This is a genomic window from Mesorhizobium sp. P2_C5_2, from assembly GCF_056404535.1.
Genome location: NZ_JBFUDV010000002.1, coordinates 538,039 through 557,416, shown reverse-complemented (window position 1 = coordinate 557,416; position 19,378 = coordinate 538,039). Strand labels below are relative to the sequence as shown.

Annotated in this window: 18 protein-coding genes and 1 pseudogene; 11 read left to right on the top strand and 8 right to left on the bottom strand. The window is 64.1% G+C overall.

Going from position 1 to position 19,378, the window contains the following annotated elements:
* Window positions 1-85 precede the first annotated feature (85 nt).
* Together AC1D1B_RS09630 and AC1D1B_RS09625 are read left to right on the top strand one after the other, a co-directional pair.
* Window positions 86-1,252, top strand: a complete 1,167-nt coding sequence (locus AC1D1B_RS09630) for an acetyl-CoA acetyltransferase (protein ID WP_477331492.1) — start codon at window positions 86-88, stop codon at window positions 1,250-1,252.
* A 28-nt stretch (window positions 1,253-1,280) separates the two neighbouring features.
* Window positions 1,281-2,285 carry an asparaginase gene (locus AC1D1B_RS09625; RefSeq protein ID WP_477331490.1) on the top strand — a complete coding sequence of 335 codons (1,005 nt, stop codon included), beginning with the start codon at window positions 1,281-1,283 and terminating at the stop codon, window positions 2,283-2,285.
* Here AC1D1B_RS09625 and AC1D1B_RS09620 read toward each other — a convergent pair.
* Window positions 2,278-3,633, bottom strand: a complete 1,356-nt coding sequence (locus tag AC1D1B_RS09620; RefSeq protein WP_477331488.1) for a TIGR03808 family TAT-translocated repetitive protein — start codon at window positions 3,631-3,633, stop codon at window positions 2,278-2,280. The genes AC1D1B_RS09625 and AC1D1B_RS09620 overlap by 8 nt on opposite strands.
* A 138-nt stretch (window positions 3,634-3,771) precedes the next feature.
* On the opposite strand from AC1D1B_RS09620, the gene greA reads away from it, so the two are divergent.
* Window positions 3,772-4,245, top strand: a complete 474-nt coding sequence (gene greA, locus AC1D1B_RS09615; RefSeq protein WP_477331487.1) for a transcription elongation factor GreA — start codon at window positions 3,772-3,774, stop codon at window positions 4,243-4,245.
* On the opposite strand, the gene AC1D1B_RS09610 is transcribed toward greA, so the two are convergent.
* The 3 genes from AC1D1B_RS09610 to AC1D1B_RS09600 form a co-directional block, all read right to left on the bottom strand.
* The gene (locus AC1D1B_RS09610; protein ID WP_477331485.1) at window positions 4,226-4,489 is read right to left on the bottom strand and encodes an AbrB/MazE/SpoVT family DNA-binding domain-containing protein; all 264 of its coding nucleotides are present in this window, start codon (window positions 4,487-4,489) and stop codon (window positions 4,226-4,228) included. The genes greA and AC1D1B_RS09610 overlap by 20 nt on opposite strands.
* A gap of 64 nt (window positions 4,490-4,553) precedes the next feature.
* Window positions 4,554-6,674, bottom strand: coding sequence for a methylmalonyl-CoA mutase (scpA, locus tag AC1D1B_RS09605; RefSeq protein WP_477331483.1), 2,121 nt, complete (start codon window positions 6,672-6,674; stop codon window positions 4,554-4,556).
* Entirely contained in the window at window positions 6,671-8,110 is a 1,440-nt protein-coding gene (locus AC1D1B_RS09600; RefSeq protein ID WP_477331481.1) for a methylmalonyl-CoA mutase subunit beta, read from the bottom strand. The genes scpA and AC1D1B_RS09600 overlap by 4 nt, the downstream gene beginning before the upstream one ends.
* Window positions 8,111-8,443: 333 nt before the next feature.
* On the opposite strand from AC1D1B_RS09600, the gene AC1D1B_RS09595 reads away from it, so the two are divergent.
* Window positions 8,444-9,985, top strand: coding sequence for a helicase HerA-like C-terminal domain-containing protein (locus AC1D1B_RS09595; protein WP_477331479.1), 1,542 nt, complete (start codon window positions 8,444-8,446; stop codon window positions 9,983-9,985).
* 73 nt (window positions 9,986-10,058) lie between these two features.
* On the opposite strand, the gene AC1D1B_RS09590 is transcribed toward AC1D1B_RS09595, so the two are convergent.
* Window positions 10,059-10,958, bottom strand: coding sequence for an SMP-30/gluconolactonase/LRE family protein (locus tag AC1D1B_RS09590; protein ID WP_477331477.1), 900 nt, complete (start codon window positions 10,956-10,958; stop codon window positions 10,059-10,061).
* 97 nt (window positions 10,959-11,055) lie between these two features.
* Between AC1D1B_RS09590 and AC1D1B_RS09585 the strand changes: the two genes are divergently transcribed.
* The 7 genes from AC1D1B_RS09585 (at window position 11,056) to AC1D1B_RS09555 (ending at window position 17,421) form a co-directional block, all read left to right on the top strand.
* A complete protein-coding gene (locus tag AC1D1B_RS09585; RefSeq protein WP_181062131.1) occupies window positions 11,056-11,775 on the top strand; it encodes a FadR/GntR family transcriptional regulator in 720 nt (239 codons plus the stop codon).
* Window position 11,776: 1 nt separating this feature from the next.
* Entirely contained in the window at window positions 11,777-12,979 is a 1,203-nt protein-coding gene (locus AC1D1B_RS09580) for a mandelate racemase/muconate lactonizing enzyme family protein (protein WP_477331475.1), read from the top strand.
* A gap of 23 nt (window positions 12,980-13,002) precedes the next feature.
* Complete coding sequence (locus AC1D1B_RS09575; protein ID WP_477331473.1) at window positions 13,003-13,980, top strand: substrate-binding domain-containing protein; 978 nt, start codon at window positions 13,003-13,005, stop codon at window positions 13,978-13,980.
* Between the two features lie 86 nt (window positions 13,981-14,066).
* Window positions 14,067-15,044, top strand: a complete 978-nt coding sequence (locus tag AC1D1B_RS09570) for an ABC transporter permease (RefSeq protein WP_477331471.1) — start codon at window positions 14,067-14,069, stop codon at window positions 15,042-15,044.
* A gap of 4 nt (window positions 15,045-15,048) precedes the next feature.
* A complete protein-coding gene (locus AC1D1B_RS09565; RefSeq protein ID WP_477331469.1) occupies window positions 15,049-15,780 on the top strand; it encodes an ATP-binding cassette domain-containing protein in 732 nt (243 codons plus the stop codon).
* Between the two features lie 12 nt (window positions 15,781-15,792).
* A complete protein-coding gene (locus AC1D1B_RS09560; RefSeq protein WP_477331467.1) occupies window positions 15,793-16,548 on the top strand; it encodes an SDR family oxidoreductase in 756 nt (251 codons plus the stop codon).
* Between the two features lie 3 nt (window positions 16,549-16,551).
* Window positions 16,552-17,421, top strand: coding sequence for an aldose 1-epimerase (locus AC1D1B_RS09555; protein ID WP_477331465.1), 870 nt, complete (start codon window positions 16,552-16,554; stop codon window positions 17,419-17,421).
* Window positions 17,422-17,458: 37 nt separating this feature from the next.
* Here AC1D1B_RS09555 and AC1D1B_RS09550 read toward each other — a convergent pair.
* The 3 genes and pseudogenes from AC1D1B_RS09550 to AC1D1B_RS09540 form a co-directional block, all read right to left on the bottom strand.
* Window positions 17,459-17,554 (bottom strand): annotated as a pseudogene (locus AC1D1B_RS09550) (CGNR zinc finger domain-containing protein); the annotation flags it as partial.
* A gap of 86 nt (window positions 17,555-17,640) precedes the next feature.
* Complete coding sequence (locus AC1D1B_RS09545) at window positions 17,641-18,450, bottom strand: L,D-transpeptidase (RefSeq protein ID WP_477331463.1); 810 nt, start codon at window positions 18,448-18,450, stop codon at window positions 17,641-17,643.
* A gap of 176 nt (window positions 18,451-18,626) precedes the next feature.
* The gene (locus tag AC1D1B_RS09540) at window positions 18,627-19,289 is read right to left on the bottom strand and encodes a haloacid dehalogenase type II (RefSeq protein WP_142866649.1); all 663 of its coding nucleotides are present in this window, start codon (window positions 19,287-19,289) and stop codon (window positions 18,627-18,629) included.
* Window positions 19,290-19,378: the final 89 nt, after the last annotated feature.

The window sequence follows — 19,378 nt, the reverse complement described above, 5'->3', positions numbered from 1 at the left end:
GGGAGGGATTGTTTATATTTGAACAATAAAGGCGAATTGCGCCACGAGCCGACATGCTAGGCTGGCGCCAAGGATGGAGACCGCCATGACCGCATGCATCGTTGGCTGGGCGCATTCGCGCTTCGGCAAGCTGGAAGGCGAGACGCTTGAGGGGCTGATCACCAAGGTCGCGGTCGACGCGCTCGACCATGCCGGCATCGGCCCCGACGAAGTCGACGAGATCGTGCTCGGCCACTTCAATGCCGGCTTTTCCCCTCAGGATTTCACCGCCAGCCTCGTGCTGCAGGCCGACGACCGGCTGCGCTTCAAGCCGGCGACCCGGGTCGAGAACGCCTGCGCCACCGGCTCGGCCGCGGTCCGGCAAGGCATCCGGGCCATCGATGCCAATGCTGCCCGCATCGTACTGGTGGTCGGCGCCGAACAGATGACGACGACGCCCGGTCCCGAGATCGGCAAGAACCTGCTCAAGGCCTCCTATCTGCCGGAGGAGGGCGACACGCCTGCGGGTTTCGCGGGTGTCTTCGGCAAGATCGCGCAGGCCTACTTCCAGCGCTACGGCGACCAGTCGGACGCGCTGGCGATGATCGCCGCCAAGAACCACAAGAACGGCGTCGACAATCCGTACGCGCAGATGCGCAAGGATTTCGGCTACGAATTCTGCCGCCAGGAAAGCGAAAAGAACCCCTTCGTTGCCGGTCCGCTCAAGCGCACCGACTGCTCGCTGGTCTCAGACGGTGCTGCCGCCCTTGTGCTTACCGACACATCGACAGCGCTGAAGATGCGCCGCGCCGTCGCTTTCCGCGCCAACGAGCATGTCCAGGATTTCTTGCCGATGTCGAAGCGCGACATCCTGTCCTTCGAAGGCTGCGAACAGGCCTGGAACCAGGCCTTGAAGAACGCAGGCGTGACGCTCGACGACCTCTCCTTCGTCGAGACGCATGACTGCTTCACCATTGCCGAGTTGATCGAATATGAGGCGATGGGCTTGGCCAAGCCCGGCGAGGGCGCCAAGCTGGCGCTGGACGGCACGACAGCCAAGGACGGCAGGCTGCCGGTCAATCCGTCCGGCGGGCTGAAGGCCAAGGGCCATCCGATCGGCGCCACCGGCGTGTCGATGCATGTGCTGACCGCCATGCAATTGACCGGCGAGGCCGGCGGCATCCAGGTGCCGAACGCCCGGCTTGGCGGCATCTTCAACATGGGCGGCGCTGCCGTTGCCAACTACGTTTCCATTCTCGACCGGATCAGGTAGAAGCAGCCCGTATTTTTCGGGGCAGCTTATGACAAATCCGGTTCTGGTCGAAGTCTTGCGCGGCGCGATCGTCGAGAGCGCCCATCGCGGCGCCGTGGCGGTATTCGACGCTGACGGCAAGCCTGTCTGGGAAATCGGCGATACGGCGCGGCCGGTGTTTCCGCGCTCCGCGGTCAAGGCGATCCAGGCGTTGCCGCTGGTCGAAACGGGCGCTGCCGACGCCTATGGCTTCGGCGACCGCGAGCTGGCGCTGGCCTGCGCCTCGCATTCCGGTGAGCCGGTGCATGTCGAATTGGCGCAGGCGATGCTGGCCAAAGCCGGCCTCGACAAATCAGCGCTGGAATGCGGCGCGCACTGGCCGTCGAGCCATGGTGCGGAGATTGCGCTGGCGCGCGCCGGTGGCCCGCCAAACCCGCTCCACAACAACTGTTCCGGCAAGCATTCCGGCTTTCTCTGCACCTGTGTGCACTCAGGAATAGCCCATCAGGGCTACGTCAAGGCAGGCCATGCCTTTCAGGAGATGGTGCGCGACGCCATGCAGGCGGTGACCGGCGCCACCCACGATGCCGATGACCGGGCAACCGATGGCTGCTCGATCCCGACCTATGCCGTGCCGCTGAAAAGCTTTGCGCTGGGCTTTGCCCGCATGGCGACGGGCAGGGGTTTTGCGCCGCAACGTGCAAAGGCAGCCAAACGTCTGCTGTCTGCCTGCATGGCCGAGCCCTTCCTGGTCGCCGGCACCGGCAAGGCCGACGTTGCGCTAATGCAAGCCGCGCCCGGCCGTATCTTCGTCAAGACCGGTGCCGAGGGCGTCTATTGCGCCGCCGTTCCGGAGCTTGGCCTCGGCATTGCGTTGAAATGCGACGACGGCGCCGGCCGCGCCGCCGAGGTGATGATCGCCGCGGTGCTGGCAAAACTTCTTAGCGCCGACGACACGCTGGCGGCCAACCTTCTGGACCAAGCCAATCCGCCGGTCGAAAGCCGCATCGGCGCCAAGGTTGGCTCGCTGCGGCCGACGGCGGCGCTCAGCTGACGCGGTTTCGCTCGATCGTCAGATGCGCATAGCCGCCATCGCTTGACCGTGCGAGGTCGCCGGTTGCCGGTTCGGCCCAGCGCTGGCCGATGATGGCGCCGTTCTTGGCCCCGTCGATAACATTGTCTGAGATGATTGCGGTTCCAGCCCCCTCGACCACGGTCACGGCGATGCCGGTTCCGGCCTGACGGATGATGTTGCCGGTCGCCACCACATTGCGCATATAGGCTCCCCAGCCGATCTGCATGCCGTAGAGCGGCGCGTTCTCGATGACATTGCCGCTAACCGTAGTGTCGGCCTCGACGCCGATGCCGACGCCGAAGCCCGGCGCATCGGCGGGATAGGGGCCTGTGGTCGACAGGTTGCGCACGATGTTGTTCGCGCACACGCCCATGCGGCCGCCCTCGTTGAAATTGACGATCGAGATGCCGTTGGCCGCACCGTCGACGATGTTGTTGCCGATGATGGCGCCCTCGAAGGAGAATTCGGAATAGAGCGCCGTCTCGCCCGACCGCGAACAGGTGTTGCCGGTCATCTGCAGATTACTGGAGCTGTTGGCGCGGATCGCCGAGAAGGCGCAGTCCGAGACGATGTTGCCGGTGATGGAGACATTGCCGGCGCGGAAGGCATTGATGCCGTTGCCGTTCTGGCCGGTGCCGCCGCTGCGCGCGCCGATCCGCTGCACGCGGTTGCCGCTGACGATGGTGCCGTCCTCGGCCTGCTGCCAGCGGTGCACGAGGATCCCGCCATTGCCGCAATCGGACACGGTATTGTCTGATATCGCCAGACCGGTCGCCTCGACCGAGTAAATGCCGGCGTCCGCCGCCCCCGAAATCTCCGAGCGCTCGACGCGGCCCGCTGCATGTTCGAGCGCCAGCCCGTGCTTGCCGCTGCCTGTAATCTGGCAATTGTCGATGACGAGATGAGCGACGCGGCGCAGGTCGAGCAGGCCTTGCGCGTCATCGGTCAGCCAGTTTTTGGCGCCGTCGAACACCAGCCCGGTGAGTTCGATATGCTCGGCCTGTTCGGCCGTCAGCAAATGACCGCCGCCGCCATAGACGATGCGCGAGGCGCCGGGCACGCCGGAAAGCCTGGCGCGGGCGGGCAGGATCAGGTTGGACACGACATAGTTTCCGGGCGGCAGGAACACCGGCGCGTTGCGGTCGCTGGCTTCGGCCAGCATTTTGGCGAAGGCCTTGCTCTGGTCGTCCGGTGCGTCCGGCTGCACGCCAAGCTCGGTGGCGTCGATCGAGCCGCGCGCTGCCGTCTTCGCCAAGGCGTTGCCCGACGAAAGACCGAGCACGGCAAAGCCGGCCGTCCCCTTCAGGAGCACTCGTCTGTTCAACATCGACACATCCCTTGCGATCCTCCGGCCTACCGCAGGAATCATGCCAGCCGCAGCGGCCTTCGCCCGGCCATAGTCCGGCCAATGACCGGGCTCGGCAAGTGGCTTGTACAGTCGCCGAAGCGGGCCTAAGTTTATCCAATGAGCAGAGCTTTTACCCGCGAGGAAGACAGCGAAAACGCCATTGCCGGCATTGGCGAGCGGCCGATCAGCCAGCATCGCAATCTGGTGACGGAGCGTGGCCTGGCGCAGATCGAGGACAATCTGACCGATCTGCGCGACATATTGGCGAAAGCCGAGAGAAAAGCTGATCGCGAGCGCATCGCCGTCGTGTCGCGCGACCTGCGCTACTGGACCGCGCGCCGTGAAAGTGCCGAGCTCTCCGTGCCTGAGCCGGGCAGCGACCAGGTGCGCTTCGGCATGGGCGTCACGCTGGAAAGTGATGACGGCAAGAAGGTGCACTGGAAGATCGCCGGCGAGGACGAGGCCGATCCGTCAAAGGGCAGCATTTCCCACGTCTCGCCGATGGCGGTGGCGCTGTTCGGCAAGAGGGTTGGCGACGTCGCAAGCGTCAACGGCAAGGAATGGGAAATCGTCAAGCTGTCGGATGTCTGACGTCAGCTGACCCTATCTGCTCAGCCAGCTTTTGCAACGCGGGCTCATACTTGTCCGTGACATCGCGAGCAACACGCATTTGCCTTTCGAGATGGTCACACGGCACCGGCATTAGGATGATGCCGTCATCGGTTTCGATGATCTGGAGTTCATCGCCCGCTTGCAAGTTCAAGCTGTCGAGCAATTCCCGCGGCAAGATTACGACGCCCGATCCGTCGTCAAGTCCGTGAATGATGGTGCTCATTTCTATACCGTAGGTTGCGTGATGCGTTATGACGCAACTCTGATAGGCATTGCAACTGTTTCGATCAGCCCGCCAGCAGCCGATCCAGCAGCCGATCCGCCGCTTCTGGAATAACCGTACCCGGCGGGAAGATTTCCGCCGCCCCGGCTTCCAGCACCGCGTCGTAATCCTGCGGCGGGATGACGCCGCCGGCGACGATCAGTATGTCGGCATGGCCGAGTTTCTTCAGCGTATCGCGCAGTTCGGGTATCAGCGTCAGGTGTCCTGCGGCCAGCGACGAGGCGCCGACGATATGGACGTCCTGCGCGACCGCCAGTTTGGCGATCTCATCCGGCGTCTGGAACATTGCGCCGACGGTGACGTCGAAGCCGAGATCGGCGAAGGCCGTGGCGATGACCTTCTGGCCACGGTCATGGCCGTCCTGTCCCATCTTGGCGACCAGGATGCGCGGCTTGCCGCCGGACTTCTTCTCAAAAGCTTCGAGCTTCTCCAGCAGCCGGTCGACCGTCAGATTGTCCCCAAGCGCGTTGCGATAGACGCCGGAGATCGTCTGCACCGAGGCGACGTGACGGCCAAAGACCTTTTCCAGCGCCAGCGAGATCTCGCCAACGGTCGCGTTGGCGCGCGCGGCGCGGATGGCAAATTCCAGCAGGTTTTCGTTACCTTGCGCAGCACGGGTCAGCGCATCGAGCGCGCTCTCGACCGCGCCGACATTGCGCGTGCCTTTCAGGTTCTGCAGCTTGGATAATTGCCGGGCCCTGACCTCGGCATTGTCGATCTTCAAGACGTCGACTTCGATGTCGTTTTCGGGGCGATGCGCGTTGACGCCGACCAGCATCTGCTCGCCGGAATCGATGCGCGCCTGCGTGCGCGCCGCGGCCTCTTCGATGCGCAGCTTCGGGATGCCCTGTTCGGTCGCCGCCGCCATGCCGCCGAGGGCTTCGACCTCTTCGATATGGGCGAGCGCGCGCGCCGCCAGATCATGCGTCAGCCGTTCGACATAGGCCGAGCCGCCCCATGGATCGATGATGCGCGTGGTGCCGGATTCCTTCTGCAGAATGAGTTGCGTGTTGCGGGCGATGCGGGCCGAATGGTCGGTCGGCAGCGCCATCGCCTCGTCGAAGGAATTGGTGTGCAGCGACTGCGTATGGCCCTGCGTGGCCGCCATCGCCTCGATCATGGTGCGGGTGATGTTGTTGTAGGGGTCTTGTGCCGTCAGCGACCAGCCGGAGGTCTGCGAATGGGTGCGCAGCGACAGCGAGCGCTCGTCCTTCGGCGCGAAATTCTTCTGCATCAGGCTCGCCCACAAAAGCCGCGCAGCGCGGAGCTTGGCGACCTCCATGAAGAAGTTCATGCCGATCGCCCAGAAGAAAGACAGCCGCGGCGCGAAACGGTCGATGTCGAGCCCGGCGGCAACGCCGGCGCGGGCATATTCGATGCCGTCGGCAATGGTGTAGGCAAGCTCCAGGTCCGCCGTCGCACCGGCCTCCTGCATGTGATAGCCGGAGATCGAGATCGAGTTGAACTTCGGCATGTGCTGGGAGGTGTAGGAGAAGATGTCCGACACGATCCGCATCGACGGTTTCGGCGGATAGATGTAGGTGTTGCGGACCATGAACTCCTTCAGAATGTCGTTCTGAATGGTGCCCGCGAGATCCTTCTGCGCAACACCCTGTTCTTCGGCCGCCACGATATAAAGCGCCATGATCGGCAGCACGGCGCCATTCATGGTCATCGACACCGTCATCTCGCCGAGCGGGATGCCGTCGAACAATTGCCGCATGTCGAGGATGGAATCGATGGCCACACCTGCCATGCCGACATCGCCTGATACGCGCGGATGGTCGCTGTCATAGCCGCGATGGGTGGGCAGGTCGAAGGCGACCGACAGGCCTTTCTGGCCGGCAGCGAGATTGCGCCGGTAGAAGGCGTTGGATTCTTCCGCCGTCGAGAAGCCAGCATATTGCCGGATCGTCCACGGTTGCTGGACATACATGGTCGGGTAGGGGCCGCGCACAAAGGGCGGCATTCCCGGATAGGTCTCGAGATGGGTGAGGCCCTTAAGGTCGCCTTGATGATAGAGATGTTTGACTGAAATGCCTTCCGGCGTCAGCCGCTGGCCCTTGACCTCGACGGGCGCGCGCCGTGGCGCCGACCAGCCGATCTCTGAGAAATCCGGGATCACGGTGCGGCTCCGATTGACTGGTCGATGCGGGCCGGAAACAGGGCCTCGCAAACCGCCACGCCCTCGGTGAAAGGAGGCCGCCGCTCGGCCGCCAGCGTCTCGACCGGAGCTTCGCCTTTCAGCGGGTAAAGCGTGGTGCCGATGATTGCCCGTTCGCCGCTCCGATAGGCCTCGGCACGGCGCTGGGATGCTGCCTTGACGCGCGACTGGATATGGCCTTGCTGCAGGCTTGCCAGAACGCCGCCTTCCGCTTCGATCCTCTGGAACTCCTCCCACGCCGCTTCGCAGAGGCCTGAGGTCAGCGCCTCGACCGCGCCCGACCCGAAGGCAGGGTCGGCGACATGGTCGATATGGCTTTCATTGGCCATGACCAGCTGCGCGTTGCGGGCGACGCGGCGGGCAAAGCCGGCCGGCAGCCCATGCGCGATGGTGTGTGGCAGAATGGAGATCGAATCCGCGCCGCCGGCGGCCGCGGCAAAGCTGGCGATGGTGGTGCGCAATATATTGGTTTCGGGGTCAGCCGCCGTCATCATGCGGAACGATGTCTCGGCATGGATGTTGGCCGTCGACGCGGGGATGGAACAGGTTTCCTGGATCCGCGCCCAGAGCCTGCGCAGCGCCCGTACCTTTGCCATGGACAGGAACTGAGCCTGGTCGACGCTCAGCGCGAAGCCGATATGCGGGGCGGCATAGACAAGCGGTTGGCGCGCATCCTCGAACATCCGGAGATAGGACACCGCCGAGGCAAGCATGGTGCCGAGTTCCTGCGCCTCGGTGGCGCCGGCATTGTGGAACACCCGCCCGTCGGCTTCGAGCAGCACGCCTGGCACGCCCAGCGAAAAGAAATGCGCCAACGATTGCGGCATCGATGCCTGCAGGGCCTCGATCGACATGCGCAGTCGGCCGGTTCCGGCAAAGATCGCCGCCGGGTCGATGCCGAAGGAGAGGTTGAGCTTGGCCGGGTCGGACCGGCGCTTGCTCAGGAATGCCACCAGCCAGTCGGCGACGGCGCGGCTCCATGGATGGGCGTCGATGCGGATCTGCGTGCGGTTGAGCGGCACGCCGTCCAGCACCGTCTCCAGCGCCTGCGCCGTCCTCGGCAGGCCATAGCCGAACGCATTCGGGGCGCCTTCGAAGACCAGCGACAGGCCGGTTGCGCCCTGCGCGACGTCGTCCAGAGCCTGAGCCTTGGCACGGCCGATATCGGGATCGTCGATGCGCTGGCTGACGATCCAGGGCAATTTGGGATTGGCACGGACCAGCGGTTCGGCCCCGGCGGCGCGATCGTAGAGCGGCTCTATGCGAATCTGATCGTCGGTGTGCGAGACCAGTTTTTCCTCGAAGGACGCGCCGGCGAGCGCCTTTTCCGCCAAGGCCAGCCAGCGCTGGCGCTCGACGTTTGTGGGTTCGACTTCCTTCAAGGCTCCGGCGCCCATCCATTTTCCTCGTTCTTATGCGGCCGCACCAGCCTGGAGCGGTTCAGTCTACGGTCCCCTGTCCGATATCGCAATGCAATGCGCCTCCAGGGTCCGAACTCGATCTCTCTGATATAGGCCAGCCCGCGTGGACGAACCATGAACGATTGCCAAACAGCGGCAAAATCCGCAAGCTCCAAAACCCGATTTGGAGCATTGGTTCAATTCAGACGATTGGCCCAATCTGGATGAATGGCCAATCTGGACGAATGGCATTGTCGCTGTGCAACGGCCTCACTATACGTGCGGCAAGGCCATTGGCTTTAACACATCAGCTTGCGGAGACATGGGCATATGGCTGACGACACCAGCATTTTCCTCGGCGCCAGCCGCAAGCCCGACGACAGCTATCAGCGTGCCGAACAGCTGCTGCTGCAATATGGCAATCGCCACGGCCTGATCACCGGCGCCACCGGCACCGGCAAGACGGTCAGCCTGCAGATCCTGGCCGAGGGTTTCTCCAATGCCGGCGTGCCGGTGTTCTGCGCCGACATCAAGGGCGACCTGTCCGGGATCGCCATGATGGGCAAGGCGCAGGATTTCCTGGTCAAGCGGGCCGAACAGGTCAAGCTCGACCCTTATGACTTCCAGGAATTCCCGGTCATCTTCTGGGACCTGTTCGGCGAGCAGGGCCACCCGATCCGCGCCACCGTCTCGGAAATGGGGCCGCTGCTCCTGTCGCGGCTGATGAACCTTTCCGAAGCGCAGGAGGGCATCATGAACATCGCCTTCCGCATCGCCGATGAGGACGGCCTGCTGCTGCTCGACATGAAGGATCTGCAGGCGCTGCTGGCCAACATCGCCGAGCGCGCCGAGGAAATCAGCTCGCGCTATGGCAACGTCACCAAGCCTTCCGTCGGCGCCATTCAGCGTACGCTGCTGGTGCTGGAACAGCAGGGCGCGGCGCATTTCTTCGGCGAGCCGGCACTGCGCATCGCCGATATCATGCGCACCACCCGTGACGGCCGCGGCGCCATCAGCGTGCTCGCTGCCGACAAACTGATGATGAACCCCAGGCTCTACGCCACCTTCCTGCTCTGGCTGATGTCGGAGCTGTTTGAGGAACTGCCCGAGGTCGGCGATCCCGACAGGCCGAAGCTGGTGTTCTTCTTCGACGAGGCGCATCTGCTTTTCGACGAAGCGCCGAAGGTGCTGATCGACCGCGTCGAGCAGGTGGTTCGCTTGATCCGCTCCAAGGGCGTCGGCGTCTACTTCGTCACGCAGAACCCTTTGGATATCCCTGAGAAGGTTCTCGCCCAGCTCAGCAATCGCGTCCAGCACGCGCTGCGCGCCTACACGCCGCGTGAGCAGCAGGCGGTGAGGACGGCGGCCGAAACGTTCCGGCCCAATCCCGATTTCGACTGCATGACCGCGATCACCCAGCTCGCCACCGGCGAGGCACTGGTCTCGACACTGGAAGCCAAGGGCATCCCGTCCATGGTGCAGCGGACGCTGATCCGGCCGCCGTCGTCCAGACTTGGCCCGATCACGGCGGACGAGCGCCGCAAGCTGATCGACCAGAGCCCGGTCGCTGGCCAGTACGACCAGACCATCGACCGCGAATCGGCTTTCGAAATGCTGCAGAAAAAGGCCAAAGAGGTGCAGGACGCGGAGGCGCAGCAGCCGGACGCCGGCCGCTCGCGCTGGACCATTCCGGGCTTCGGCAATGACGGTCCGCCGCCGCAATCAGGCGGTCGCCGCGCGCCGTCGCCGCGTCCGTCCAACCGCCAGACCGTGACCGAGGCCGCGATCAAGTCGGTGGTGCGTTCGGTCGGCTCGTCGGTCGGCCGCGCGATCGTGCGGGGGATTCTGGGCAGCCTGTCCAGGGGACGGTAAGAAGCACTAGCCCGTCAGGCTGACATGAGGCAGCGGAGGCCAACGCCTGCTGCCTGCCGCCATGCCGCATCGCCTAGCCGAAGCGGTTGCTCGATTGGCCTCGTTCCCCCGGCCGGAGCGCAAAGAGGCCGCCCTCGTGCGGGTGCGAGTCAAGGTGCTCGGCGGTCATCGTGAAGCGCGCCGAGGTAACGAACAGAGTATCGAGATCGGCGCCGCCAAAGGCGCAGCTCGTCGGCCACGAGCAGGGCAGTTCGACGGTCCGATCCAACCGGCCGTCCGGCGCGATGCGGGCAAGGCAACTGCCGCCCACGACCCGGCAGTTCCAGATGTAGCCTTCGGCATCCATGCACGAGCCGTCGGGCAGGCCTCGCTGGAAGTCGCCGAAAAGCAGCCGCCGATCGGCGAGCCGTGAAGCACCGCCGTCCCAAGCATAGCTGTAGATTGCATTTTTCATCGTGTCCGCAGTCACGAAGCGGCCGTCCTGCGTCCACACCATGGTGTTGGTGATGCCAAAGCGGTCGTCGGACAGGCGCGTCACGCCGCCGTCGGGGGCAACCCGAAACAGCTGCCCGGCTTCCTGCGTGATGGCGACGGGTGCGTCATCCGCTCCGATGTTGTTGGCCATCGTGCCGACCCAGAACGACCCATCGGGTGCGACGACGCCTTCATTCAGCCGTATGTCAGGCCTGTCCGGCTCGATCGTCGCGATCGTTCGGAACGCCCCGCCGAAGTTCCACAAGGCAATCTCGTTCCTGAGGCCGACAATGGCGCCGCCATCGGCGCGCAGGCCGATCGAGGTGACCAGATCGGGTGTCTCCCAGGACTCGTGATCTGAGGTCAGCGGATCCAGCCTGTGAATCCTGTGGCCGATAATGTCGATCCAGACCAGCCGGTTGCGGCGATCGTCCCAGATCAGGCTCTCGCCCACCACGTCGCGCGCATCGAAAGCCAGGCTGGCGTTCGTCTCGTTCATGCGGTTCCCCAGGTTAGAAACACTCTTGACACATATCTCTTGGATAAATTAACAACAATTAGATAGCAACCTGTCATACAGGTTTTGAGGGAGTGAGATGCAGGATCCGACGGAGACAGCGGCTGAGCCGAATCCCGGCCTTGTGAGCACGGCGATCCAGGCGATCACCCAGCACATCCGCTCCGAGGGCCTTGCTGCCGGCGATCCGCTGCCAAGCGAAGCGGCCATGACGCGCCAGCTCAATGTCTCGCGAACCGTCGTGCGCGAAGCGTTCCGATCGCTTTCGGCAATGCGCCTGATCGACATGAGCGCCGGGCGCCGCGCCACCGTCGCCAAGCTCGACACCGGCGCCATGTCGATGGTGATCGAGCACGGCATCACCACGCAGCAGATCAGCGTTCATCAGGTCTATGATGTCAGGCGTACGATCGAGATGCGCACCGTGGCGCTCGCGGCGCTCCGCCGCACCGAGGCGGAAGCCGCGGCAATCGCGCAATCCGCCAGGCTGATGCGTGAGAATTTCCAGAACCCCGAGATCGTCATGGAGCATGACATCGCCTTTCACGAGGCGATCGCCGCAGCCTCGCACAACCCGGTCTTCTCGCTGATCGTCACCGCCTTCAGCGGGGTGACACGCCGCACCTGGGTGATCGGCTGGCGAACACGCTCTTCCAGCGAAGACCAACTCAAAATGATCAAGGGGCACGAGGACATAGCCGAGGCGATTCTCAAGGGCGATCCGCGGCTCGCCGTCGAGCACATGGCGCAACATTTCGACAAGAGCGTCAAGGCTCTCCTCGATGCGGGAATCGCCTGACATGAAGATCACCGCGATCGAGACCATCCGCATCGAGGAACGGCCCAATCTTCTCTGGGTCGAGGTCCATACCGACGAGGGCATCACCGGGCTTGGCGAGACCTTCTTCCTGTCGCGCACCGTCGAGGCCTATCTGCACGAATATGTCGCGCCCCGCGTGATCGGCCGCGATCCGCTCCAGATCGACCTTTTGTCCGCCGACCTTGTCGGCTATCTCGGCTTCCGCTCCAGCGGCGCCGAGGTGCGCGGCAATTCGGCCTTCGACATCGCGCTGTGGGACATTTTCGGCAAGGTCACCGGCCAGCCGATCGCGCAGCTTCTCGGCGGCTTCAGCCGCCGCTCCATCCGCACCTACAACACCTGCGCCGGCACCGAATACATCAAGGACGCCAAGGGCCAGACGACGGCCAATTACGGCATCGGCGCCGGGCGCGACTATGACGATCTCAACGGCTTCCTCAACCGTGCCGGCGAGCTGGCCCAGGAACTGCTCGAGGACGGCATCACTGCCATGAAGATCTGGCCGTTCGATCACGCCGCCGAAAAGACGCGTGGCAACGACATTTCGGCGGCCGACCTGAAATCCGCGCTGCAGCCGTTCGAGAAGATCCGCCGCGCCGTCGGCGACAAGATCGACATCATGGTCGAGTTTCATTCGATGTGGCAGCTGCTGCCGGCCATGAAGATCGCCGGCGCGCTGAAACCTTACGCCACCTACTGGCACGAGGACCCAATCCGCATGGACAGCCTCGGCGATTTGAAACGCTACGAGGCGGTCAGCCCGGCGCCGATCTCGGCCTCCGAGACACTGGGCAGCCGCTGGGCGTTTCGCGACCTGCTCGAAACCGGGGCTGCCGGCATCGTCATGCTCGACATCTCGTGGTGCGGCGGCTTGTCGGAGGCGCGCAAGATCGCCGCGATGGCGGAGGCCTGGCGGCTGCCGGTCGCACCGCATGACTGCACCGGTCCGGTCGTGCTCGCCGCCTCGACGCATCTGTCGCTCAATGCACCCAACGCACTGGTCCAGGAGAGCGTGCGTGCCTTCTACCGCACCTGGTACCGAGACCTGGTGACGGCGCTGCCGGAAGTGAAGAACGGCATGATCACCGTGCCGCCGGGACCGGGGCTGGGGCTGGCGCTCAACCCCGACCTTGGCAAGGCCTACACCGTCCAGCGCCGCGTCTCCGACAAGACCGACATCTAGAAAATCCAAAGGGAGGAATTGAAATGAAAAAACTGACTGCAACACTTCTGCTTGGCGTCGCTCTTTTCGGCGCCCAGACTGCCGCGCGTGCCGACGGGCTGAACATTGTCTTCACGCACCATTCGTCGGCCTCGAACACCTTCTGGCAGGCGGTGAAGAAGGGCTTCGACGACGGCTGCGCCAAGGTCGAGGCTAATTGCAACATGGTCTTCACCCAGACCGAAGGTTCGATCGAACAGCAGGTCGCCAACATGCGCGCTGCCCTTGCCGCCAAGCCCGACGCGCTGCTGACCTCGATCGTCGACGACCATGCCTTCGATGACGTCATCAAGGAGGCGCGCGATGCCGGAGTGCTGGTGATCGCCGTCAATGTCGATGATACCGAAGGCGCCAAGGGCAATGCGCGCCAGGCTTTCGTCGGACAGGGCTTCAAGCCGGCGGGCTATTCGCTCGCCAAGGCCATTTCCGAAAGTTTCCCGAAGGACGGCCCGATCAAGGTGCTGGTCGGCATCTCGGCGCCCGGCCAGAACTGGTCCGAAAGCCGTGGTGCCGGCGTGATGCAGTTCCTTGAGGAATACAAGGCCGCGCATACCGACCGTGACGTGTCGTGGGAACGCATCGACAGCGGCACTGACCTTGCCATTACCTCCGACCGCGTCGGTGCCTATCTCAATGCCCATCCTGACACCACCGCCTATTTCGACACCGGGTTCTGGTGTGCCGGCGTCGCCCGCGTGCTGCAGGATCGCGGCGTAGCGCCAGGCAAGGTCCTGCTCGGTGGCTTCGACCTAGTGCCCGAGGTGCTGCAACAGATGCAGAAGGGTTACGTGCAGGCGCTGGTCGACCAGCAGCCCTACATGCAGGGCTTCATGCCGGTGATGGAGGCCTATCTTAACAAGAAGATCGGCCTGGCGCCTTCCGACATCGACACCGGCCAGGGCATCGTGCGGCCGAACGAGGCTGACGCGATCATGGCGCTCTCCGCCCAGGGCATGCGCTGACAGCGAAGCGCCAATGAGCGGCTTTGCATCGGCGGCGCCGCGCGCCGCCGATGCATCAACAACAGTTCGAATTGCTGGAGCCTGACGTGAAGCGTCTGTTCAAGACCTATCTCGAAAAGCCGGAGCTGGCCGGTCTGATCCTGCTCTTGCTGCTGATCGTCGTGTTCCAGATCCGCTCGCATGGCGTGTTCCTCAACCAGGACAATCTGCGCGGCATTCTCGGCATCCTGCCGGAGGCCGGCCTTGTTGCCATCGGCGTCACCATCCTGATGATCAGCGGCGAGTTTGACCTCTCCGTCGGCTCGGTCTTCGCGCTGATGCCGATGACGATGGCGGTGCTGATGGTGCATGGCGCCCCGTTCCCGCTGGCGCTGCTCGCCGGACTGCTGGTCTCGGCGGCCATCGGCTTCATCAACGGCTACATCACCATTCGCTTCGCCATACCGAGCTTCATCACCACGCTCGGCATGCTGTTCATGGCGCGCTCGCTCACCGTCGTCGTCTCGGGCGGCTTCCCGCCGCTGCTCCCGGCCGACCTGCCGAACTGGCTGTTCACCTCTTTCGTTGGCCCCGGCAACATGTTCCGCATGTCCTTCCTATGGTTTGCCGGCATCGCGGTGCTGACCTCGCTGATGCTTTCGCGCACCAATTTCGGCAACTGGATCAAGGCTACCGGCGGCTTCCCGCCGGCCGCCGCCGCGATGGGCATCCCGACCGCCAGGGTCAAGATCATCTGCTTCATGCTCTGTTCGATGCTCTCCGGCTTCGCCGGCATGCTGCAGGTGCTGCGGCTGGGCTCGCCCTTGCCGTCGATCGGCGAGGGCATGGAACTGCAGGCGGTGGCCTCCGCCGTCATCGGCGGCGCTTCGCTCGCCGGCGGTATCGGCACCGTCATGGGCGGCATCATCGGCACGACGCTTATCCGCATCATCGACAACGGCCTCGTGCTCAGCCATGTCGACGCCAATTGGTTCAAGTTCGCCATCGGCTTCCTGACCATATTCGCCGTCGTCGCCAATGCCTGGATGCGCAAGCGCGCCAAGGCCATCAAGATGGAGGACTAAAGCGGTGGCCGACGCGATCATCTCCGTGCACAACCTTCACAAATGGTATTCCGGCGTCCATGCGCTGAAGGGGGTAACGCTCGACTTCACCCGCGGCGAGGCGCTTGGGCTGGTCGGCGACAATGGCGCCGGCAAATCAACCCTCATCAACATCCTCTCCGGCGTCCACACGGCGGACCAGGGCGAGATCGAGGTCGAGGGCAGGACGGTCCGCATCGCCAAGCCGCGCGACGCGATGGATCTCGGCATCGAGACGATCTACCAGTACAATTCCATGGTGCCGACCATGTCGATCGCCAGGAACCTGTTCATCGGCCGCGAGCCGACCCGTTTTTCGGTCTTTGGCGTCGGCTTGCTCGACCAGAAGAAGATGGCCAGCGAAAGCATCCGCGCAATTGCCAATGTCGACCTGCACCTGCGCTCGCCGGATGCCCTTGTTGGCGAGCTTTCCGGCGGCCAGCGGCAGGGCGTCGCCATCGCCCGAGCCATGCATTTCAAGTCGAAGGTGATGATCCTCGACGAGCCGACCAATCATCTCTCCGTCAAGGAGACGAAGAAGGTGATCGGCTTCGTGCGCGGCCTGAAAGAGCAAGGCATCACCGGCGTCTTCATCAGCCACAACATGCACCATGTCTTCGAATGTTGCGACCGCGTCGTGGCGATGGCGCGCGGCGAAATCGTGCTGGACAAGCGGGTCACAGAGACTTCGATCGATGAAGTCCACAGCGTTCTGTAAGAGGCGGCGGCAATGAAGGTCCTTGCCGATCGTGTCGTGCTCTTGACCGGCGGCCTTGGCTCGCTCGGCCGGGCCCAGGCGGTGACGCTGGCGCGGGCCGGCGCGCGCGTGCTGGTGCTCGACCGCCCCGACAGCGAGGACGGGCCAGGAATTGCCTCGGCGCTCGCCGTGAAGGCAGGCGGCGACGTGGCTTTTGTCGGCTGCGACCTCAACCGGCTTGCGGAGGCGGAAGCCACGGTGGCGGCTTTGGCGCTGAGGGAAGGCGGCATCGACGTCTTGATCAACAACGCTGCCCTGATCATCAACCGGCCATTCGAGGAATTCTCGCTGACCGAGTATGAGGATCAGATCCGGGTCAACTCTTCGGCTGCCTTCGCCTTGGCGCGGGCCTGCGCGCCGGCGATGAAGGCGAAGGCCTATGGCAAGATCGTCAACTTCTGCTCGATCACGCTCAATGGCCGCTGGGACGGCTACGTGCCCTATGTCGCGTCGAAGGGCGCGATGCTGGGCCTCACCAAATCACTGGCGCGGGAGTTTGGGCCGCACGGCGTCCGGGTCAACGCAGTATCGCCCGGCGCGGTGGTTTCGGAGGCCGAGGCGCGGGTGTTCGGCGACCGGCTGGCGCAATACAACGACTGGATCCTGGAGAACCAGGGTCTCAAGACGCGCATCGAGCCGCATCACGTTGCCGATCTCGTACTGTTCCTCGCGTCGCCCGCCTCGGACATGATCAGCGGGCAGAACATCGCCATCGACGGCGGCTGGTGAGGGATGGCCGGCCTCCTGGAGCTGCGCGATGGCCGCGCCCGTGTCGTCCTGGCGCCGCAGAAGGGTGCGTCGATCGCGCGCTTCGACGCACTGGTGGATGGCGCAACGGTGCCGCTGCTGCGGCCCGGCGATGGCACCGGCACGTCGGGCTGCCAGGTTTTGGTTCCCTGGTCGAACCGCATTTCAGGCGGTGGCTTCGCGTTCGACGGCCGCTTCCACGCCGTCGAGCCGAATGTGCCGGGGGAGGTCTTTCCAATCCATGGCGACGGCTTCCAGAGGGAATGGCGGATTGCCGGCCACAGCGCCACCGAAGCGGAATTGATCCTCGACGCCGGCGGGATCGGCCCCTACCGATACACGGCATGGGTCGCCTATGCGCTGCACGACGGGGCGCTGGATGCCACACTCACCGTGGAGAATCGCACCGGCATTCGCCTGCCTTACGGCCTCGGCTTTCATCCGTGGTTCCCACGCAGTGCCGGAACAACGCTCGAAGCGAAGGCGGCGCGGGTGTGGCTGGAGGACAAGCGTCATTTGCCGGTCGGCGTGGCGCCTGTGGCCGATTATCCCGCATGGAATTTCTCAAGCGCCTCCCTGCTGCCGCGCAACTGGGTGAACAACGCCTTCGACGGCTGGGACCGCCGCGCCAGGATCACACAGCCCGAGGACGGGATCACTATCTCGCTCACGGCCTCACCGGCGCTCGACGTCTTCATCCTGTATTCGCCGTCGCAGGATGCCGATTTCTTCTGCTTCGAGCCGGTGTCGCATGCCGTCGATGCGCATCACGGCGAAGGGCTGACGCCGCTTGAACATGGCGCTACGCTGAGCGCAAACATGCGGCTTGATTGGAGTTCCACCGCTTCGCGTTGACGCGAAACAGGCCCGCGCAACCGTTGAGACCCTTGATCTAGCGCGCCTTGAGCCGCTGGTGGTGGGTCGCCTGCTTGGCGCGGTTGCCGCACAGCGCCATGCTGCACCAGCGGCGCTTGCGGCCGCGCGTGTGCCGCCGGACGCGGCAAATGCCGCTGCTCCGGCCGGGGCGGGGAAGGGAACTGCCCTTCGCTCCGCCGTCACAGATCGTGTTGCCGATCAGTTCACCGGGCCAAGCAGAACCGAACCGTCCGGCACGCCGCCATCGATCGGAATGGCTCTGCGATTTGCGCTCGCCACCATCGGCTGGCCGATATCGGACGTCACCATGACCGGGCTCTTCGACGGCACGCGGTCGTAGAGATCGATGATGTCCTGGTTCATCAGACGCACGCAGCCCGACGAGACGGATTTGCCGATCGAGTTCCATTCCGGCGAACCGTGCAGACGGTAGAGCGTGTCGACATTGTCATGGAACAGATAGAGCGCGCGGGCGCCGAGCGGGTTCTTCAGCCCGCCGGGCATGCCACCGTTCTTGGCGCTGTATTGCTCGAGTTCAGGCTGGCGGGCGACCATCTCATCCGGCGGCGTCCATTTCGGCCACTTCTGCTTCCACTGGACGACGGCGTCTCCCGACCATTCGAAGCCGGCGCGGCCAAGGCCGACGCCGTAACGGATCGCCTGGCCGCCTTCGCGCACCAGATAGAGGAAGTGGTTGGTCGTATCGACGATGACGGTGCCCGGCCTCTGGCCGGTCGGATCGGGAACGATCTGACGCAGGAATTGCGGGTCCATCTTCTTGATCGGGATGGCCGGCAGGTCGAAGCCGCTGTCCGAAATCGGGCCGTACATCGTCGCATAGTCGCCGAGCGGCGGCTCTTCATAGGTCGGCGGCGGCGGTTCTACCGGCGGCGGCGTCGAGCTGGTGGTGGTGCAGGCGGAGACCGCAATCGAGGCGGCGCCGAGGGCTGCGGCGTTCAGAAAGCCGCGACGGCTCAGGCGATAGGGGTCGAATTCGGTCTTCAACATGGTTGCCTTTTTTAAGTCTCAAATCGCAAAAAAGCGTGAATGCCTTCAAGCGGCGCAGTGTTGGCCTCCCCCCCAATGCCTGGCGCGATAGGCGGTTCCGATTCTGGCCTGAGGGTGGACAAACAAAGGCGAAGCTGTGACCGTCCTGCCACTGTTGCTCCAAGGCAACAGAGTGGTCAGCCGCCGGTCAGCAGGCCTTCAAGCGATGGCAAAATCAAAGCCGGCGGGAAGTCCCTGTATTCCTCGGGCTGGTTGGCGCGGTTGATCCATACGGTGCGAAAACCGAATTTGGTCGCACCGGCAATATCCCAGCGGTTGGACGACTGAAACGACACCGCGCCCGGATAGAGGCGCCAGCCCGTCGCCACCATGTCGTAGGTCGATGGGTCGGTCTTGAAGCGCTTGACGGCATCGACCGAAAAGATGTCATCCAGCACCTGGTCGAGCGCCGCCGATTTGACCGCCGCCTCCAGCATCTCGGGCGAACCGTTGGACAGGATCGCGAGCTTGGCGCCGGATGCTTTGAGCGCCTTCAGCACCGCCGGCACCTCCGGATAGCAGTCGAGCCGCCAATAGGCTTCGAGCAACTTGGCCTTCAGCCCCTTGTCGGCGGACGGAACCTTGCGCAGGGCAAAGTCGAGAGCCTGTTCGGTGAGCTGCCAGAAATCGGCGTAGCCGCCCATCAGCGTGCGCACCCAGGAATATTCCAGCTGCTTGGCGCGCCAGATTTCCGAAAGAAGCTGGCCGTCCGGCCCGATCTCGCCGTCATGACGGCGCACGGCAGCGTGCACGTCGAACAACGTGCCATAGGCATCGAAAACGTAAGCCGCGTAATGCATGGCGACAGTTTTGAGGGCAGGCGGGGCAAGGTGCAAGCATCGATTGCAGTCCTGGTCGCTTTCTTGGGGCTCGCTGGCCTCAACAAAAT